We start from the raw sequence: 16,969 nt of genomic DNA, 5'->3' as shown, positions 1-16,969 counted from the left end.
CGACATGCAGCTTACGCGTTACAGCGAGGCCAAGCCTTACGAGGCGCCGGAGCATTACGACATGCGCTGCCTGCGCTTGCAGGGCAAGGAGGCGACGACGACAGATACGATCTGGATCGGCCTGTCGCATCTTCTGCCGGGCGGGCGCACCTCGCTCAAGGATGCTCCGGTCGAAAAGATCTACATTGTCGTTGCCGGCGAGGTGACTGTCGAAACCGTGGATGGCTCGGTGACGCTGGGCATGCTCGACAGCTGCCGCCTGGCGCCTGGCGAAGCGCGCGCGCTGGTCAACAACACCAACGCGCCGGCCTCGATCCTGCTCGCCATGCCGACCTCTTGAATGGGCGTATGCTAGCATGACCAAGCCATCGCTGTTCCAGCTGGGCGAACGAAAGCCCACCTTGCCCGAAGACGGCAATTTCTACGTTGCTCCCGGTGCCGTGGTCATCGGCGACGTGCGCATCGGCAGCGGCGCCAGCATCTGGTTCAACGCGGTGCTGCGCGGCGACAACGAACCGATCACTGTCGGTGCCGGCTCAAACGTGCAGGACGGGTGCGTCATTCACACCGATCCGGGTTTCCCAGTCGACATCGGCGCCGACGTCACCATCGGTCACAACGCGATCATCCACGGCTGCAGCATCGGTAAAGGCAGCCTGATCGGCATGGGCGCGACGGTCCTCAATGGCGCCGTCATTGGCGAGCGGTGCCTTGTCGGTGCCAATTCGCTGGTGCGCGAAGGCATGGTCGTGCCGGATGGCTCGCTGGTCATCGGCGTTCCCGCCAAGATCATCAGGTCGCTCGATGAGGACGCGGCGGAAAATCTGTCGCGCGGTGCGGCCAGATATCGCGACAAGGCCAAAGCCTATCCGGCCGAACTGAAGCCGGTCGAGTTGTAATTGTAGAAATCTCAGGCATCTCTTGGGTGCTGGATCACGAAGGACGTGGGAATGGGCGAGACCGAAAACAGGCTGCTGAGCGTGGTCGAGCATTGGCTGCCGCGCATGGAGGTCGCCGGCATCCCTTCGGCGACAGCGCGGGCTGTGGTCGACAGCGCCGGAGTCTGGGAGAACTGGCTGGCGGCATGGAGTGCCGAGGGTGAGCGTCACGCCGAGATGGGCGCGGACGCGCTCGCGCGGGGACGCAAGGTCACCGCCGGCGAAGCCTTTGCCCGCGCCAGCCTGTTTTATCATTTCGGGCAGTTCATGGCCTTCGACAACCTCTTTGCGAAAGAAGCTGCTGCGGCGCGCAAGGTCGAACTGTTCCGCAAGGCAGCCCCGTTGCTCGACCTGCCCGGCGATCTGATCGAGGTGCCGTTCGAGGCTGGTGTCCTGCGCGCCTACTTGCGGCTGCCGCAGGGACCAGGGCCGCATCCCTTGGCGCTGATCATTCCCGGTTCGGATTCCACCAAGGAAGAATTCCCCGCCTTCGAACTCCACTTCCTCAGCCGTGGCATGGCAACACTGTCGCTCGATGGTCCCGGCCAGGGCGAAGGGCGTTCGCACGGCCATCTGCGCGCGGATATCGCGCCGGCGATTGCCGCAGCGATATCGGCGGTCAAGGGAAAGCCCGGCCTGTCGGGTGCTGTCGGTCTGGTCGGCATGGCCTTTGGCGGCATGCTGGCGCTTCGGGCCGCCGCATCGCTGGAAAACCTCGCGGCCGTTGTTTCGATCAATGGCTTTTACGACCTCGGCGCGATGTGGCCGACGCTGCCGAAAGTCTATCAGGACAACATGACTTTTGCCCTTGGCGGCGACGATGTTGTCGAAAGCGCCCAGCACTTCACGCTGGACGGCATCGATGGCCCCACGGTCCCCGCGCTCATTCTGCATGGCGGGCGCGACAAGATATTTCCACCGTCCGAAGCTCAGAAATGCGCCGATTTCTGCGGCAATGGCGCGGAACTCCATGTCTTCCCGGCTGGAAACCATGTCTGCAACAACATCCCCTGGCTCTACCGGCCCTTGGTTGCTGACTGGCTGGCCGAGCGGTTCACACGCTAGGGAAATCAATCGTGCGCCTGGGCAGGCAGACGCCTTGCATGACCAGCCGATTGGCGCGGTGCCGGTCGCGAAATATCCACTTGGAATTGGACGATAGTCCACCAGAAGCGGACGCCACGGCCTGACCCGAAATCACACGCGCTGATACCAATTGTTGCGTGGTGGGAGGCACCCAAGCCGACCGATTGAATTCGAAGGGAGCGAAAAATGATACACGCCGATGATGGGTCCTTGTCTCAGGAACAGCGCCTGATGCGCGACAGCTGCCGGTCGTTTGTCGACGACGTGGTGACGCCGTTCATCCGCTCGAACTGGCAGCGCGAATGGGACATGAGCCCCGGCGAGCGGCTGCCGCGCTCGATCCTTGAGGGCGCCGAGGCCATCGGCGTGCGCACCCTCGGCGTGCCGGAGGAGTACGGTGGCGTCGACCTGGAGCGCGACAGCGAGGTTCGCACCTTCGCCCTGATCTCCGAGGGCATCGCGCGCGGCGATTCCGGCCTCGCCGACAAGCTGGTGCAGAACTGGAAGGTGTCGATCCTGCTGCGCGAATTCGCGCCAAAACACCTCCAGGACAAGTGGTTCCCGCGCCTGCTGGCCGATCCGCAGTTCCTGCTCGCGCATTGCCTGACCGAACCGCGTGGCGCTTCCGACCGCTGGCTGCCCTACAACGTCCCTGAAGCCGCCATGCACACCAAGGCGGTGCTCAAGGACGGCCACTGGGTCATCAACGGCCGCAAGCAGTTCATCTCCAACGGTTTCGACGCCAGCCTCTATGTCGTTTACGCCAACACCGATACGTCGGTTGGCATGATGCAGGGCACGTCGAGCTTCCTGGTGCCGCGCGACACGCCGGGCCTGACCGTCACCAAATGCAACGAGACGATGGGCTGCCGCTTCATGAACAATGGCGAGCTGGTCTTCGAGGATTGCCGCGTGCCGGCCGACCACCTGCTCGTCCAGAATTCGGCGCTGGGCAGTGCCGGCCAGTATTTCCGCGCCGGCAAGATCATCCAGGCGGCCAAGAACCTCGGCGTCGGCGTCGCCTGCTTCGAGCGCACCGCCGACTATGTCCAGAACTACGTCCAGGGCGGGCGCATCCTGATCAAGCATCAGGCGGTGGCGCTGCGGCTGGCCGACATGGCGACCCGCATCGAAGCTGTACGCTCGCTGATCGAACGTGCCTCAAAAGCTGTCGACGAAGCGCACCCGGATGCCGACGTGCTGTGCAACATGGCCAAGGTCTACGCCTCGGAAGAGATCATGAAGGTCGCCACCCATGCGCTGGAACTGCATGGCGGCAACGGCGCGATGCTCGAATTCGGCATCGAAAAGCTGTTCCGCGACGCCGCGATCTTCCTGCACATGGACGCCACCGTCGACGTCAGCCGCATGAAGATCATCAAGAACATGTTCCCCGCCACCGCCGGCAAATATGCCGGTCCCGAAAACTGAGGCAATCCGGATGGGCGGCAGCGCCACATGGCGTCGTCGCCCTATCTGGTTTAGGGAGGAACTGAGATGAAGATCCTGGTCGCCGTAAAACGCGTCGCCGATCCCAACGTCAAGGTGCGTGCACTGGCCGATGGTTCGGGCGTCGATCTGGCCAACGTCAAGATGACGATGAACCCCTTTGACGAGATCGCCGTCGAAGAGGCGGTTCGCCTCAAGGAAGCCGGCCACGCGTCCGAAATCGTCGTGGTGTCGATCGGTTCCGAAAAATCGGCGGAGACATTGCGCACCGCCCTTGCGATGGGCGCCGATCGTGGCCTGCTCGTGCGAACGGACGCGGCCGTCGAGCCGCTTGCCGTCGCCAAGATATTGAAGGCGGTGGCCGAGGCGGAAAAGCCGGACCTGATCATCACCGGCAAGCAGGCGATCGACGACGACAGCAACCAGACCGGCCAGATGCTGGCAGCGCTGCTGGATTGGGGGCAGGCGACATTTGCTTCCAGGATTGCCGTCGCCGGTGCCGCGATCGAGGTCACCCGCGAAGTCGATGGCGGCTTGCAGACGCTCAGGCTTGCCTTGCCGGCGCTGGTCACGGCAGACCTCAGGCTCAATGAGCCGCGCTACGCCTCGCTGCCGAACATCATGAAAGCGAAGAAAAAGCCGATCGATGAAAAGACACCCGCCGACTACGGCGTCGCTGTCGAGCCCCGTCTGATCGTCGTCAAGGTGCACGAGCCGGCAAGCCGCAAGGCAGGCATCAAGGTCGGTTCGGTCGCCGAACTTGTCGAGCGGCTGCGCACCGAAGCAGGAGTTCTGTGATGGCTATTCTCGTTCTGGCGGAACATCAGGACACGCAACTCGACGAGGCCACGGCCAAGGCGGTCTCGGCCGCAACGCGCATGGGCGGCGACGTCCATGTGCTGGTCGCGGGAGCCGGTTGCCGTGCCGCTGCCGACGCCGCCACGCGGCTGGACGGCGTGACAAAGGTCCTCCTCGCCGACGATACCAGCCTGTCGAACCGGCTTGCCGAGCCGGTCGCAGCGCTGATCGTCAGCCTTGCCGGCGGCTACGATGCATTCCTCGCCCCCTCGACGACATCGGGCAAGAACATCATGCCGCGGCTCGCGGCACGCCTTGACGTGATGCAGATCTCCGACGTCATCGCCGTGGACGGCCCCGACCTTTTCCAGCGCCCGGTCTATGCCGGCAACGTCATCCAGACAGTTCGCTCTACCGATGCGAAAAAGGTGCTGACGGTCCGCATCTCGTCCTTTCCCGCTGTTGGGGCAGCGAATGCGGCACCGGTCGAAGCCGTCGCCATCCCGGCAGCACTCGGCCTCTCAGCCTTTGTGCGCAACGAATTGTCCGCCTCGGAGCGTCCCGAACTCGCAGGCGCCCGCATCGTGGTCTCCGGCGGCAGGGCGTTGGGCTCGTCCGACAATTTCGAGACCGTGATCGCGCCGCTCGCCGACGCACTCGGTGCGGCGATCGGGGCGAGCCGCGCGGCTGTCGACGCCGGCTATGTTTCGAACGACCTCCAGGTCGGGCAGACCGGCAAGATCGTAGCCCCCGATCTCTACATCGCCTGCGGCATTTCTGGCGCGATCCAGCATCTGGCCGGCATGAAGGATTCCAAGGTGATCGTCGCCATCAACAAGGATCCCGAAGCGCCGATCTTCCAGGTCGCCGATTATGGCCTGGTGGCCGACCTGTTCGAGGCGGTTCCGGAGTTTCGCGCGGTTGTGTCGGAAAGGCCCTGAGTGAAAGATGTCGGGCCGCCCGGAACTGGTGCATGAGAGGAGACGACATGGCCAAGGCTACGATTGAAATGCCCCGGCGTTTCAGGCGCGGGGCCGAGGACGGTGCACCGGAAACGCCGTTCCGCTCCTATGCGCTCGACCGGTCCGACAGCCCGCGTTTTCACATCAGGCGCGTCGAAAACACCCAGAAACTCTACCCGGCCCACAAGCACGACTATTTCCAGATCCTGTATTTCCAGTCCGATGCCCCGGCCATTCGTGTCGGGCTGACATCGCACAAGCCCAAACCAGGCTCGATCTATTTCATCGCGCCGATGGTACCGCACCAGATCAGGTTCGATCACGCGACGCGCTGCGTCGTCATCTATTTCGACCTCGATTTTCTGCGTCCCAGCATCACCCGTTCCTACCCGGTGACGGAGCTGGTTCGGCTGGCGCCGGAACTGACGCCGTTTGCCTGGCAGAACCACGTCGCCTTCGAACTCGTAAAGTCGCAGGCTGAGCGGATGGAGCGCGCGATCGCATCGATGATCGGCCAGCATGGCTCCGAGCGTACATGCGCGACAGAGATCGTGCGCGCCGAGCTGGCGCTCGTGCTTGCCACGCTGTGCCAGGATTACGAAGCCGAATTCGCCGAGTTATCAACAAAGCTGCCGGTGATGGGACGCGACAGCGGCCACATGCGCCGCATCGCCGAGTTCATCGGCGAAAACTACACGCGCGGCCCGAGCCTCAGCGAAGCGGCGGACGCCGCGCGCCTCTCCAAGAGCCGGCTTTGCGCCTTGATCCGCCAGTACACGGGCACCAGCTTCAACGCGCTGATCCGCGAGATGCGCATTGAAGATGCCCGCGAGCGCCTGGTGCTGACTGACGACACCATCGGCCAGGTCGCCTATTCCGTCGGCTACAACGACGAGAAATATTTCCTCCGCGCCTTCAAGAATTCGGTCGGCATGACACCGAGCGCCTATCGATCGAAACGGGCCAAGGAAACCATTGCCGGGGCAGTGGAGGCCGATGCGGGCCCCTTGCGCATAGGCACGGCGAAGCGTTCGTCTCCGCCTTCGCTTGAAGCCCCCGTAGGGCAAAAACCATGAGCGCATCCGTCTCGTTCCAGCTCAACGGCTTGGAGGTCAGCCTGGAGAATGTCGGCGACGAGCCTCTTTTGTTTGCGCTTAGAAACCGGCTCGATCTCAAGGCGACGCATTTCGGCTGCGGCCTGGAGCAGTGCGGGGCGTGCGTCGTCAGCATCGACGGGCAGGCCCGCTATTCCTGCACGCTGCCCATCGCGGCGCTGGCCGGCGCCACGGTGACGACTGCCGAGGCCCTCGCTGGCGATCCCGTCGGGGTGGCCCTGCTCGACGCGTTCGAGCGCGAGCAAGCCGGACAGTGTGGCTATTGCATCTCAGGCATCCTGATGAGCGCCTACACGCTGCTCAAGGCGGAGCGTCGCCCAAGCCGCGAGGCGATTGTCGCGGCACTCGACCGGCATCTGTGTCGCTGTGGCGCGCATGGCGGCATTCTACGCGCCGTCGAGAGTGCTGCAGCTCGCCTCGAGGAGGCCGTGCGATGATCGGCAATGCGCTGCCCAAGAGCATTCAGGACAATCCCGAACTTGGGTGCTGGATATCCCTTGATCGACCCGGTCTTGTCACTGTCTGCTCGGGCAAGGTCGAACTTGGCCAAGGCATCCTGACGGCATTGGCGCAGATCGCCGCCGAAGAATTGGCGGTCGGTCCCGAGCGGATTGCCCTCTTGGCGGCTGACACCGACCGTTCGCCGGACGAAGGCCTTACCGCCGGCAGCCAGTCGGTCGAAGTGTCCGGCGCATCGATCCGCCTGGCTTCGGCACAGGCGCGCGCTGCCCTCATCCAGGCGGCGGCGGCTCGGCTCGGGACCGGTGTCGACACGCTGTCTTGCCTGGACGGGAGAATTCTGCGCGACGAGGCGTCGACCGGGCTGGATTTCTGGTCGCTCGCATCCGAGATCGACTGGAACCAGCATGTCACTGGCGATGTCCCGGTAAAGCCCGTCGGTGATTATTCCGTAGTCGGCGCCAGCAAGCCGCGCGCAGACATGGCGAAAAAACGCAGCGATGGCGGGTTCATTCACGACCTGTCGCTACCAGGCATGCTGCATGTCCGTGTCGTGAGACAACCCTTCCGGCTTGCGCGCCTGGCCCAGCTCGACGAGGCATGGCTGCAACGCCGCTATCCCAATGTGAGCGTATTGCGGAAGGAAAATTTCCTTGCCCTTGTCGGAACCGACGAACATGTCGTGCATCGTGCGCATGCCGAGGCTGAGAACTTCGCCCAATGGGAAGAGGTGCCTAATCTCTGGCAGCCTGCCGCGGCACCCGGGGAGAAACGCACAGTCCTTGGCTCCACTGTTCCAGGTGTCCGGTCCGCGAACATCGCGGCGCGCTATTCGCGAGCGCATGTCGCGCATGCGTCGATCGGGCCGTCCTGCGCGCTGGCGCACTATGAGGCCGGCCGGCTGACCGTATGGACCCATTCGCAGGGCATATTTCCGCTTCGTGGCCAGATCGCCAAATGCCTGGGGCTCGACCCCTCGCTGGTCAGGGTTGTCCATGCCCATGGCTCCGGCTGCTACGGCCACAACGGCGCCGACGACGCAGCACTGGACGCGGCCATCGTTGCGATGGAACTGGCGGGCCAGCCGGTACGGGTGTTGTGGTCGCGGGAAGACGAACTCGCCCGCGGCCCGTTGGGGGCTGCCATGTCGGCGACGGTTGAAGCCGAACTCGATGTTGCCGGTCAGGTGGCCTCTTGGAAACTGTCGGTGGTGAGCGAAGCGCATGCCCAGCGCCCAGGCTTCGGCGGCCATGTGAACCTGACCTCGGCCGAGGCGCTGGACAGCACCCGCCTGCCAAAGAAGGTCGAAGACCTGCCAGATGCCGCGGGCGGCGGTGCGGCGCGCAATTCGGTGGCTATCTACGATTTTCCAAACCAGGAGGTCGGCGTCGAACTGGACACGCGAAGCCGTATCAGGACCTCGTCCTTGCGTTCGCTTGGCGCCCACCTCAACGTCTTCGCCATCGAATCGGCGATGGACGAGCTGGCCGAGATGGCAGGCGTTGACCCGCTGGATTTCAGGCTTCGTCATCTGGGCGACGACCGCTGCCGCGCTGTCCTTTTGGGGGCTGCGGAGATGAGCGGTTGGCCCGGCGGCCATGTCGCGGGCGAAGGGCGCGCGCTGGGCATTGCCGCCGCGCGTTACAAGAACAAGGGCGCCTGGCTGGCTGCCGTCGCCGAGGTTGCGGTGGACGAGGAGGTCAGGCTGGAGCGGCTGTGGCTCTGCGTCGATGCCGGTTTGCTGATCAATCCGGAAGGGGCCCGAAGCCAGATCGAGGGTGGTGCCATCCAGGCCGCGAGCTGGACCTTGAAGGAAGAGGTCAAGGTCGAAAACGACCGCGTGCCGGCTTTCGACTGGAGCAGCTATCCCATCTTGAAGTTTTCGGAGATCCCCGAGATCGAGACGCGCTTCATCGTCGACCCGACGCGCTCGCCGCTGGGTGCCGGCGAGGCCGCGCAGGGACCGGTCGCAGCGGCAATCGGAAACGCTGCCTCCCGGGCGCTCGGCATGCGCATGCGCGACCTGCCGCTGACGCGGGAGCGGTTGGTCGAGACGCTGATGGGCGGCTGATCATCCGCGAGATGTCAGTGCCGGAGTGGAGGCGCCTTCAGTGCCGTCCGCCGCATCATCACTGAAAACGCACTTGCCGTGTACCCGAGATCCGAGGCCACGACCTTGGCTGGCTTGCCTTCGGCCAATTGTGCCAGAGCGTAGGCCACCTGAGCCAGCTCGCGCCACTTCCGGTAGGACATGCCCAGTTCGCTGTCGAACAGCCTGGCGATCGTTCGCGCACTGGCGCCAACCTCCAGGGCCAGTTGCGCCAGGGGGTGGTCCAGCGATGGGTCCTGCAGGATCTTGCCGCACAGCTCCGCCAGCCGCGGATCCCGCGGCATGGGTATCGGCGAGATGCCTCGCCTTGCCTGCCGCAGCTCATCCTGCAGCAATTGCAGGATGAGACTGTCCCTGTTGGTCAGGGCAGCGTCGGAGTCGATCGTGAGGGCCGACAACAGCAGCTCGCGCAGCAACGGGCTGACTTCGAGTATGCCGCATTCGACACCATCCATTTCCCCGATCTGCTTCAGATACATCGACGTGACTTCGACGTCGGTGAGCATGCGCACCTGATGCTTGCACTCGGTCGGCAGCCAAACGGCGCGTTGCGGGGGAACTATCCATGTCCCGTGCGGTGTTTCGGCCGAGATGACCCCCGACGATGCGTAGAGAAGCTGCGGAAAAGGGTGGGTATGCGGGCCAATGACGTAGCCACGCGGATAGCTGTAGACGACGGGCGAAAACGAAAAAACAGGTGTCTGCATGCGAGCGGTCTCCTCCCTCATCGCATTGGCCGAAACTCACAACTGATTGTCCTCCTGGCGACACCCTAAGTGCTCGACCTTCGCCGGGCAATCCTTACTGTTCCACGACAGAGCAAACGATTGCACATACATTCGCTGACACGCGAAAAGCACTGCTTGTCGAGAGGGAGGCAAGTTTGCGGGGCGGGGCGATAGATGACGTTCCTGCTCGCAGGGCGGCGCGACGCCGTCTGACGGGTCAAGCATAAGCAAGGCGCGGGCCGCCATGGCCCGGCCGCCACCGATCGGCGCGCCGATCCCAAGATCACAACACGGAAAGCATGATGAAACGCACCCTTATCAAAAGCGGCTGGCTGCTCACGATGGATGACGGCATCCAGGATATTCGCAATGGCGAACTTCTGATGGTCGGAGACAAGATTGCAGCCGTAGGCCAAACGCTTGATGCCGAAGCCGACGAAGTGATCGACGCGCGCGACATGATCGTCATGCCGGGCCTGGTCAACGCCCATATCCATACCTGGCAGACAGGCCTGCGCGGCATCGGCGCCGAGTGGCCTTCGGGTGCCTATCACCGTCACGTCCATGGCAATATGGCGACGTTCTATTCGGCGGAAGACACCTATCTCGGAAATCTCGTCGGCGCGCTCAACCAGATCGACAATGGCGTCACGACCATCTTCGACTGGTGTCACATCTTGCGCGATCTCGAGATGGCGGAACGTGCTGCCGATGCGCTGGAGGAGAGTGGCATTCGCGCGGTGTTTGGCCATGGCACCGCCAAGCCGCCGGCAAAACCCGGCGAACCGCATCACTCCGAGGTAGCCCACCCCCGTGACCGGGTGGAAGCGTTGCGCCGGGGGCGGTTCAGCGCCGACGATCGACGGGTCACGCTCGCCCTGGCCATTCTGGGGCCTGAGATATCGACCGCCGAGGTCTGCCAGGCGGACTATGCGCTGGCACGCGAATTCGGGCTGCTATCGACCTGCCATGTGTCTTATCCGAGCGGCCAGCGCGTCCAGGAGAATGGTTGGCCGCTGCTGGCGGAACGCGGCCTGCTTGGGCCTGACCATAATATCTGCCATGGCAACGCGCTGTCGGACGACGATCTGAACTTCATCCTCGATCATGGCGTGACCGTCACACCGACGGTGATGCTGGAATTGCAGGCCAAGGCCGAGCCGCCGCTGACGGTGCGCATACGCGGCCGTGGCGCCTTGCCGTCGCTGGGCATCGACACGGAGCCGCTGTGCTCTGGCGACATGTTCAACGAGATGCGCGCCGCCTGGATGCATGCCCGGAACTTTGCGCTGGTCGCCGCCAAACAGGCAGGGGCAGCGCAGACGCCGCAAATGCCGGTCAAGGCGCGCGAGGTGCTCAAATGGGCAACGATGGGCGGCGCCAAGGCGATGCGGCTCGATGACCGGATCGGTTCGCTTACTCCGGGCAAACAGGCCGACCTGACCTTTGTCTCGATGGACGATCTCGATGTTTACCCCGTCTACGACCCTGCGGTGACAGTGGTCGGCTACGCCAGCGGGGCCAATGTCGATTCGGTGTTCATCGCCGGCCAGCCGGTGAAACGGCACGGCAAGCTTCTGTTTTCGGGAGAAACCCTGCGGCAGCGCAAGGGCGCGCTTGCGCAGTCGGTTGCGCGCGTCATGCGCGATGCCGGGGTCCAGCTGCCGCTCTACTAGCGAAGAAGACAAGGCCAAACACCGCGCGGAGCTTTTCCGCGGACATCTCAGATGAAAGGCAAAAGCATCAGATGACGAAAATCACCCGTAAGGATTTTCTCCGGCTGGGCGTTGCGGGCGCAGCTGCAACTCTCGTCAGCTCACGGGCCACCGCCCAGCAGACGGTGGCTGCAACAGCCAAGGGCTCGCCCCGCGCGACCTTGATCCGCGGCGCGGACATCTTGTCGATGGACGAGAAGCTCGGCGAGATGAAGGGCGCCGATGTGCTGGTCGTCGATGGCAAGATCGCCGAAATCGGCAAGAGGCTCGCCGCAACCGATGCCGAAGTGATCGATGCAGCGGGCATGATCCTGATGCCTGGCATGAATGACGGGCACAGGCATCTCTGGCTTGGCCTGCACGCAGGCAGGCTGGTGAAAACCGACGCCAAGAAATACTCTCGGTATCAGCCCTGGAAAATGCGCACCATGGTGTGCATGACGCCGGAAGATTTCCATCTGTCCGGCTATGTCGGCGGTCTCCAGGCGATCGATTCAGGGGTGACGAACGTGCTCGACTACGCGCACGCGCATCACACCCAGGAAAAAGCGCTCGCCGGTGCCCAGGGTTTCCTCGATTCAGGCGTCGGCGGCGTTTTCTGCTACCAGGCTTCGCACAATACGACCTATGGGCCGGGCGACACGCTTCCGGAGGCGCAGGCCAGCGCCGAGCGCCAGGGCGCGCCGCAGGAATCGAACTACGTGACCGCGGGGCTGCTGCGCCAGAAGTTTGCTTCGGGCATCGATGCGCCGGCGCAGTTCGGCATCACCATCAGCGAAGGCACCGGCCGCCGCAAGATGGAAGACATGAAGACCGAGTTCGAGCGCGCCCGCACGTTCGATCCGTTCATTGTCGGTTGCCACATCCACAAGCCCAACCCGATGCCGCCGGCGGGCGTCTTCCGGACTGTCGCCGATCTTCATGCGGCCGGCTTGCTCGGTCCCGATTTCCATGTCGCGCATGGCGTTGAAATGACCGACGAGGAGCTGATCATGCTTCGCGACACCGGCGGCATGCTCTGCGCAACGACGATGGGCGAATTCCCCTATATCGCCGCCTCCATCCACGGCAAGGCGCGCCAGATGGGGGTTCCAGCCGGCATCGGCCTCGATATCGGAACCGGCCTGACGCAGGACTATTTCGAGCATGTGCGGGCCGGCTTCTGGAGCCTCTACCGGTCGGAAGAATATGCCAAGATCGCCAATGACTACGAGTCAACGGACGTGCTGGATTTCGCGACCCGCTGGGGCGCCAAGGCGCTGCGCATGGGCGATGTCACGGGAAGCATCGCGGTGGGCAAATTCGCCGATCTGGTGCTGCTGAGAACCGACCGCATGGGCTTTGCCAGCGCCGGCACGCTTGCCGACCGGGTCGTCAACTTCGCGAGCCTTCCCGATATCGACAGCGTCTGGGTGCGCGGCACCGCCAGGAAGCGCTTCGGCCAGATGATCGGCATCGACTGGGCAAGCCTGAAGAAACAGGTTTCGGAGGCTCAGCAGCGCATCGACCGGCAGGCCGACACGATCACCCTCACCTGAGGGCAGGCTATCGCCACATCAGCTGACGGGCGTTCAACAAGAAAAAATGGGAGGAAGTGAATGAACAGGATTTCGAGGCGAAGCTTTGTCGGCATGGCGGCTGCCGCGACCGCGATGGCACTGCCGATGCCATGGGTGCGGGCACAGGACTCGTTTACCGCGCCGGCCAAACTCAAGGTCGGCATCGTGCCTTACATCTCGTCTGGGCCGTTCATGGTCGCCCAGGCCAAGGGTTACTTCCAGAAGCTCAATCTCGAAGTGGAATCCGAGCTTTTCCAGGATGGCGGGCTGGCTATCCCTTCGCTTGTCGGTGGCGCGCTCGACGTCATCGTTTCGACCTGCAATGCGGGCCTGTTCAACACGATCGCCAAGGGCGCGCAGTTCCGACTGTTCACCGACCGTGGTCGCGAAAGCGTGGGCATGGGCTCGCAGGCGATGATGGTGAACAACGAACTCTATGAGCAGGGGTTCACCGACATCTCCGGCTACAAATTGATGAAGGGCAAGAAGATCGGCATCAGCGTGCGCGGCTCGATCTCGCAGCTGCTTCATACCAAGGCGCTGGCACGTGCCGGGCTGACACCTGAAGACTGCGAATGGCAGTGGGGTGTCGACACCAAGTCCGCGCCGACGCTGCTTGCGGCCAACCAGATCGGCATCGCCAACATTCCGATCCCGCTGACCCATGCCGTCCAGGCAAAAGGTGCTGCCAAGATCGCGACCTGGAGCGACGACATCATGCCGGACGTCCAGCTTGCGGCGTGGGCAGCGAAGGAAACGTTCCTGACGGAGCAGCGTTCCGTCGCCGTGCGCTACGCGATGGTGCATCTGCAGTCGGTGCGCGAATTCGTCGATGCCGCGACCAACGGCAATCCGGAAATCGTCAAGATCATCGCAGAGGCCACCCGGCTCCCGGCCGAGGTGATCGAGACCGCCCGTCCGAGATGGACCGGCTATGCCCTCGACGGATTGCCGAATGAAGCGTCGGTCCTGGAACAGGCGAAGTTCTGGACGGAAGCGGGGCTTGTGCCGCGCATGCTCGACGCCAGCGAGATCATCAACACCGACATCGTCAAGGAAGCGGCGCAGCGCCTGAGCGACGCCAATCCGTTCATCTAGGGCCTTCCGGTCCGATATTTCGCGCTGCCGTGGCCGCTCACCCGGCCCGGCATTGCTCTTGATGCAAAAGGCAATACCGCATGCAATTACATGAAGTCCTGGCCGATCAGATCAGCCATCAATGGACAAGCAAGAACCGGCCGCCGACGCTCGCCATAGACAATGTGAGCTGCACATTCCCGGCGGGGAAAGTCACCGCCATCGTCGGCCCCAGTGGTTGCGGCAAGTCCACATTGTTGCTGATCCTGCGCGGCCTGATCGAGCCCACCCAAGGTGCGATCCGCTTTCGCTACGCCAATGGCAGCGGTGCGATTGTTGAGGGCGGCCCGGCGAAGATGGCGACCGTCTGGCAGTCCTTCAACCTGCTGCCGTGGCGTACAGTACTGGACAACGTCGCTTTTGGTCTCGAACTGGCAAGCGTGTCGAAGGAAGAACGTTATGCCAAGGCCCAGCAGGCTATCAAGGCCGTCGAACTGGGCGGCTTCGAGAGCCACTTTCCAGGCCAGCTTTCCGGTGGCATGCGCCAGCGCGTCGGCCTGGCGCGCGGGCTTGTCATGTCTCCCGACATCCTGCTGCTGGACGAGCCATTTGGCGCTCTCGATGCCCAGACGCGGGTCTACATGCAAGAGCAACTCGCCGGTCTTGTCGAGCAGGCTGGCAAGACCGTCATACTGGTCACCCACTCGATCGAGGAAGCGGTCTTTCTTTCGGATCATGTGATCGTCATGACCGCACGACCCGGACGTGTGGCCGCCACACGCGACATCCCGCTGCCGCGACCGCGCGCCATCGAGGTGCAGAAAGATCCTCGCTTCAGCGCGCTGTTCACGGACATTTACGACGTGCTGCGCGACGAAGTCGTCAAGTCAATGATGGGATAAACCATGTCGACGAACGAAAACATCGCCCAATCCGCCAGCGGCATCGCGCCGGTTATGATCAAGCGTACGCCCAAGCGCGATTATGTCCCCTTCTACGGGCCGATCGCCATGACCGTGTTCCTCATCGTCTGGGAGGTCGGGCTCCGCTTGTCGGACATTCCGGAGCTCTATCTGCCGCGCCCGACTGTGATCGCGCAGAACCTTTATCTGCTCTTCACCGAAGGTGGCATCCTTCAGGATCTCGCGATTACGCTTTACCGCATCTTCGCCGGCTTCTTGCTGGCGGCGGTCGTCGGCATTGTGCTCGGTATCCTCATGGGAACCTCGCGCAAGCTCTACGCCATCTGCGACATCTTCATCGCGGTGATATACCCGATTCCGAAGATCTCTCTGGTGCCGCTGCTGATCATCTGGTTTGGATCGGGCAACCTTTTCCAGATCGTGCTCGCAGCACTTGGCTGCTTCTTCCCCGTGGTGATCAACACCATCCTCGGTGTCCGACAATGCGACCAGGGGCTCATCCTCGCTGCCCGCGACCTCGGCGCCAGCGAGCGGCAGATCAAGTGGAAGGTGGTCTTTCCGGCCGCCGTGCCAAGCATCTTCAGCGGCCTCAAGCTGGCGCTTGGCATTGCCATCATCATGGTCGTGGCGGCCGAGATGCTGACCGCCAAATATGGCCTCGGTGCCCGACTGCAACTGTCCGGGCAGATCCTCGAAACCGGCCAGGTCTTCGCCATCCTGTTGCTGCTGGCCGTTCTCGGCGGTCTGTTGACCAAGGGCCAGGAGCGGATCGACCGGGTGATAGGGCGCTGGCGCGCTTAGCGTTCGACAAGCGAGCCGACGCCCGGGACACAAGCGGTTAAGCTGCTGCAATTGAACGACAAGGGCGCCGCCGTGGGCGACGCTCTTGTCCATCTGGCGCGCGACATCAACATGTGTCGCCATTTTCAAAAGGTGAGCTTGCCGATCCGTCAGCCCCATGGTAACGTTCCCACGAGAAATCGCTGAGGAGGAGCGTGCAGGTGCAGCGGAGGCGTCCGACGATCATTGACGTCGCGGAGAAGGCGGGGGTGTCCAAGAGCACCGCCGGTCGAGCGCTTTCCGGTGCCTCCAATGTGACCGACGAAGCGCGCGAACGGGTCCTGCAAGCTGCAAAAGCTGTCGGCTACGAGCGCAATGATCTTGCGGTCGGCATGCGCTCGGGACGTACCGGGCTGCTCGGTCTCGTCATCCCTGACATCACCAACCCGTTCTGGGCCGAGGTTGCGCGTGGCGCGCAGGACCGCGCCGCCGAGAATGGCGCGTCGCTTCTGGTCTTTTCCTCCGACTGGAACCACGAGCGCGAGGCCAGCCATCTGCGCGCCTTGCGCCAGGCGCGCGTCGATGGTGCGATCATCAATCCGGTCGCCGATAATTTCGACGACCTCGACCGTTTTGGCCTGCCTTTTGTCTTGATCGGCTCAAGCGCCGAGCGCTTCCCCGCGACCTCGAGCGTCGGCTCCGACATCGCCCAAGCCGTGCGGTTGGGCATGGATCACCTGGTGTCCAAGGGCCATCATGCGCCGGCGCTGATCCTCGGCCCGAAGTCGCGTATCGCCCGGGCGCGGTTCCTGCGCACCTTCCACGAACACTGCGTCGAGCGCGACATCGACCCGGCGGCGCTGCCGATGGAGGACGGGGAATACACGGTCGAAGGCGGGCGCATAGCCATGAAGCGGCTGCTTGCGCGTGACCGGGTTGGCCATTTCGCGGTGTTCGCCGCCAACGACCTGATGGCGCTGGGGGCCATGGTGGCGGTACGGGAAGCCGGATTGCGCTGCCCCGAAGATGTTTCGATCCTTGGCTTCGACGGCGTGCCGGCGGGTGCATTCTCGTGGCCTGGGCTGACGACCGTCGCCAAGCCGGGCCGCGAGATGGGCGTGCGCGCTCTCGATAGCCTGCTCGATGAAATTGCCGGCCGTTCGGAGCACGGCCGGGTGTTCCTGCCGTGCCGGCTGATCGAGCGGGGGTCGCTTGCCGACCTGTCGGCGAACCAGCCCAGGCGCGCGGTCGGGGACGGGAGGTAGCAGAC

16 protein-coding genes are annotated in these 16,969 nt (G+C 63.6%); 15 read left to right on the top strand and 1 reads right to left on the bottom strand.

Translation table 11 applies throughout. The features are described from left to right. The first annotated feature begins 4 nt into the window (after positions 1 to 4). The 9 genes from AC1RTB_RS07885 (at position 5) to AC1RTB_RS07845 (ending at position 8,878) form a co-directional block, all read left to right on the top strand. Positions 5 to 340, top strand: a complete 336-nt coding sequence (locus tag AC1RTB_RS07885) for a cupin domain-containing protein (protein ID WP_492876290.1) — start codon at positions 5 to 7, stop codon at positions 338 to 340. Between the two features lie 16 nt (positions 341 to 356). After that, positions 357 to 899 (top strand): gamma carbonic anhydrase family protein, encoded by a 543-nt coding sequence (locus AC1RTB_RS07880; protein WP_492876288.1) that lies wholly within the window; start codon positions 357 to 359, stop codon positions 897 to 899. Between the two features lie 51 nt (positions 900 to 950). Further along, entirely contained in the window at positions 951 to 2,003 is a 1,053-nt protein-coding gene (locus AC1RTB_RS07875; RefSeq protein WP_492876286.1) for an alpha/beta hydrolase family protein, read from the top strand. A 207-nt stretch (positions 2,004 to 2,210) separates the two neighbouring features. Continuing rightward, positions 2,211 to 3,455, top strand: a complete 1,245-nt coding sequence (locus AC1RTB_RS07870) for an acyl-CoA dehydrogenase family protein (RefSeq protein WP_492876284.1) — start codon at positions 2,211 to 2,213, stop codon at positions 3,453 to 3,455. A gap of 66 nt (positions 3,456 to 3,521) precedes the next feature. Beyond that, positions 3,522 to 4,271 (top strand): electron transfer flavoprotein subunit beta/FixA family protein, encoded by a 750-nt coding sequence (locus tag AC1RTB_RS07865; RefSeq protein WP_492876282.1) that lies wholly within the window; start codon positions 3,522 to 3,524, stop codon positions 4,269 to 4,271. Further along, complete coding sequence (locus tag AC1RTB_RS07860) at positions 4,271 to 5,212, top strand: electron transfer flavoprotein subunit alpha/FixB family protein (RefSeq protein ID WP_492876281.1); 942 nt, start codon at positions 4,271 to 4,273, stop codon at positions 5,210 to 5,212. Before AC1RTB_RS07865 ends, AC1RTB_RS07860 begins: the two co-directional genes overlap by 1 nt. A 47-nt stretch (positions 5,213 to 5,259) precedes the next feature. Continuing rightward, the gene (locus AC1RTB_RS07855) at positions 5,260 to 6,309 is read left to right on the top strand and encodes a helix-turn-helix transcriptional regulator (protein ID WP_492876279.1); all 1,050 of its coding nucleotides are present in this window, start codon (positions 5,260 to 5,262) and stop codon (positions 6,307 to 6,309) included. Then, on the top strand, positions 6,306 to 6,785 hold the full coding sequence (locus AC1RTB_RS07850; RefSeq protein ID WP_492876277.1) for a (2Fe-2S)-binding protein: 480 nt from the start codon (positions 6,306 to 6,308) through the stop codon (positions 6,783 to 6,785). The genes AC1RTB_RS07855 and AC1RTB_RS07850 overlap by 4 nt, the downstream gene beginning before the upstream one ends. After that, positions 6,782 to 8,878, top strand: a complete 2,097-nt coding sequence (locus AC1RTB_RS07845; protein WP_492876276.1) for a xanthine dehydrogenase family protein molybdopterin-binding subunit — start codon at positions 6,782 to 6,784, stop codon at positions 8,876 to 8,878. Before AC1RTB_RS07850 ends, AC1RTB_RS07845 begins: the two co-directional genes overlap by 4 nt. A 14-nt stretch (positions 8,879 to 8,892) precedes the next feature. Here the strand turns inward: AC1RTB_RS07845 and AC1RTB_RS07840 are convergent, their stop codons facing one another. Beyond that, positions 8,893 to 9,624: an AraC family transcriptional regulator gene (locus tag AC1RTB_RS07840; RefSeq protein ID WP_492876275.1), complete on the bottom strand. Its 732-nt coding sequence runs from the start codon at positions 9,622 to 9,624 to the stop codon at positions 8,893 to 8,895. Between the two features lie 323 nt (positions 9,625 to 9,947). Here AC1RTB_RS07840 and AC1RTB_RS07835 point away from each other — a divergent pair, with 323 nt between their 5' ends. The 6 genes from AC1RTB_RS07835 to AC1RTB_RS07810 all read left to right on the top strand — a co-directional run bounded on the left by AC1RTB_RS07835 (position 9,948) and on the right by AC1RTB_RS07810 (position 16,964). Beyond that, the gene (locus AC1RTB_RS07835) at positions 9,948 to 11,321 is read left to right on the top strand and encodes an amidohydrolase family protein (protein ID WP_492876273.1); all 1,374 of its coding nucleotides are present in this window, start codon (positions 9,948 to 9,950) and stop codon (positions 11,319 to 11,321) included. Between the two features lie 71 nt (positions 11,322 to 11,392). Beyond that, a complete protein-coding gene (locus AC1RTB_RS07830; protein WP_492876271.1) occupies positions 11,393 to 12,898 on the top strand; it encodes an amidohydrolase family protein in 1,506 nt (501 codons plus the stop codon). 60 nt (positions 12,899 to 12,958) lie between these two features. Next, positions 12,959 to 14,017: an ABC transporter substrate-binding protein gene (locus AC1RTB_RS07825; RefSeq protein WP_492876269.1), complete on the top strand. Its 1,059-nt coding sequence runs from the start codon at positions 12,959 to 12,961 to the stop codon at positions 14,015 to 14,017. 80 nt (positions 14,018 to 14,097) lie between these two features. Continuing rightward, positions 14,098 to 14,898, top strand: a complete 801-nt coding sequence (locus AC1RTB_RS07820; RefSeq protein WP_492876267.1) for an ABC transporter ATP-binding protein — start codon at positions 14,098 to 14,100, stop codon at positions 14,896 to 14,898. Between the two features lie 3 nt (positions 14,899 to 14,901). After that, positions 14,902 to 15,720 (top strand): ABC transporter permease, encoded by an 819-nt coding sequence (locus tag AC1RTB_RS07815; protein WP_492876266.1) that lies wholly within the window; start codon positions 14,902 to 14,904, stop codon positions 15,718 to 15,720. A 194-nt stretch (positions 15,721 to 15,914) separates the two neighbouring features. Next, entirely contained in the window at positions 15,915 to 16,964 is a 1,050-nt protein-coding gene (locus AC1RTB_RS07810; protein WP_492876265.1) for a LacI family DNA-binding transcriptional regulator, read from the top strand. Positions 16,965 to 16,969: the final 5 nt, after the last annotated feature.

This window comes from Aminobacter sp. GW821-FHT11F06 (genome assembly GCF_058808215.1).
The sequence above is the reverse complement of the archived record's forward strand: the minus strand, read 5'-3'. Positions and strand labels throughout refer to the sequence as shown.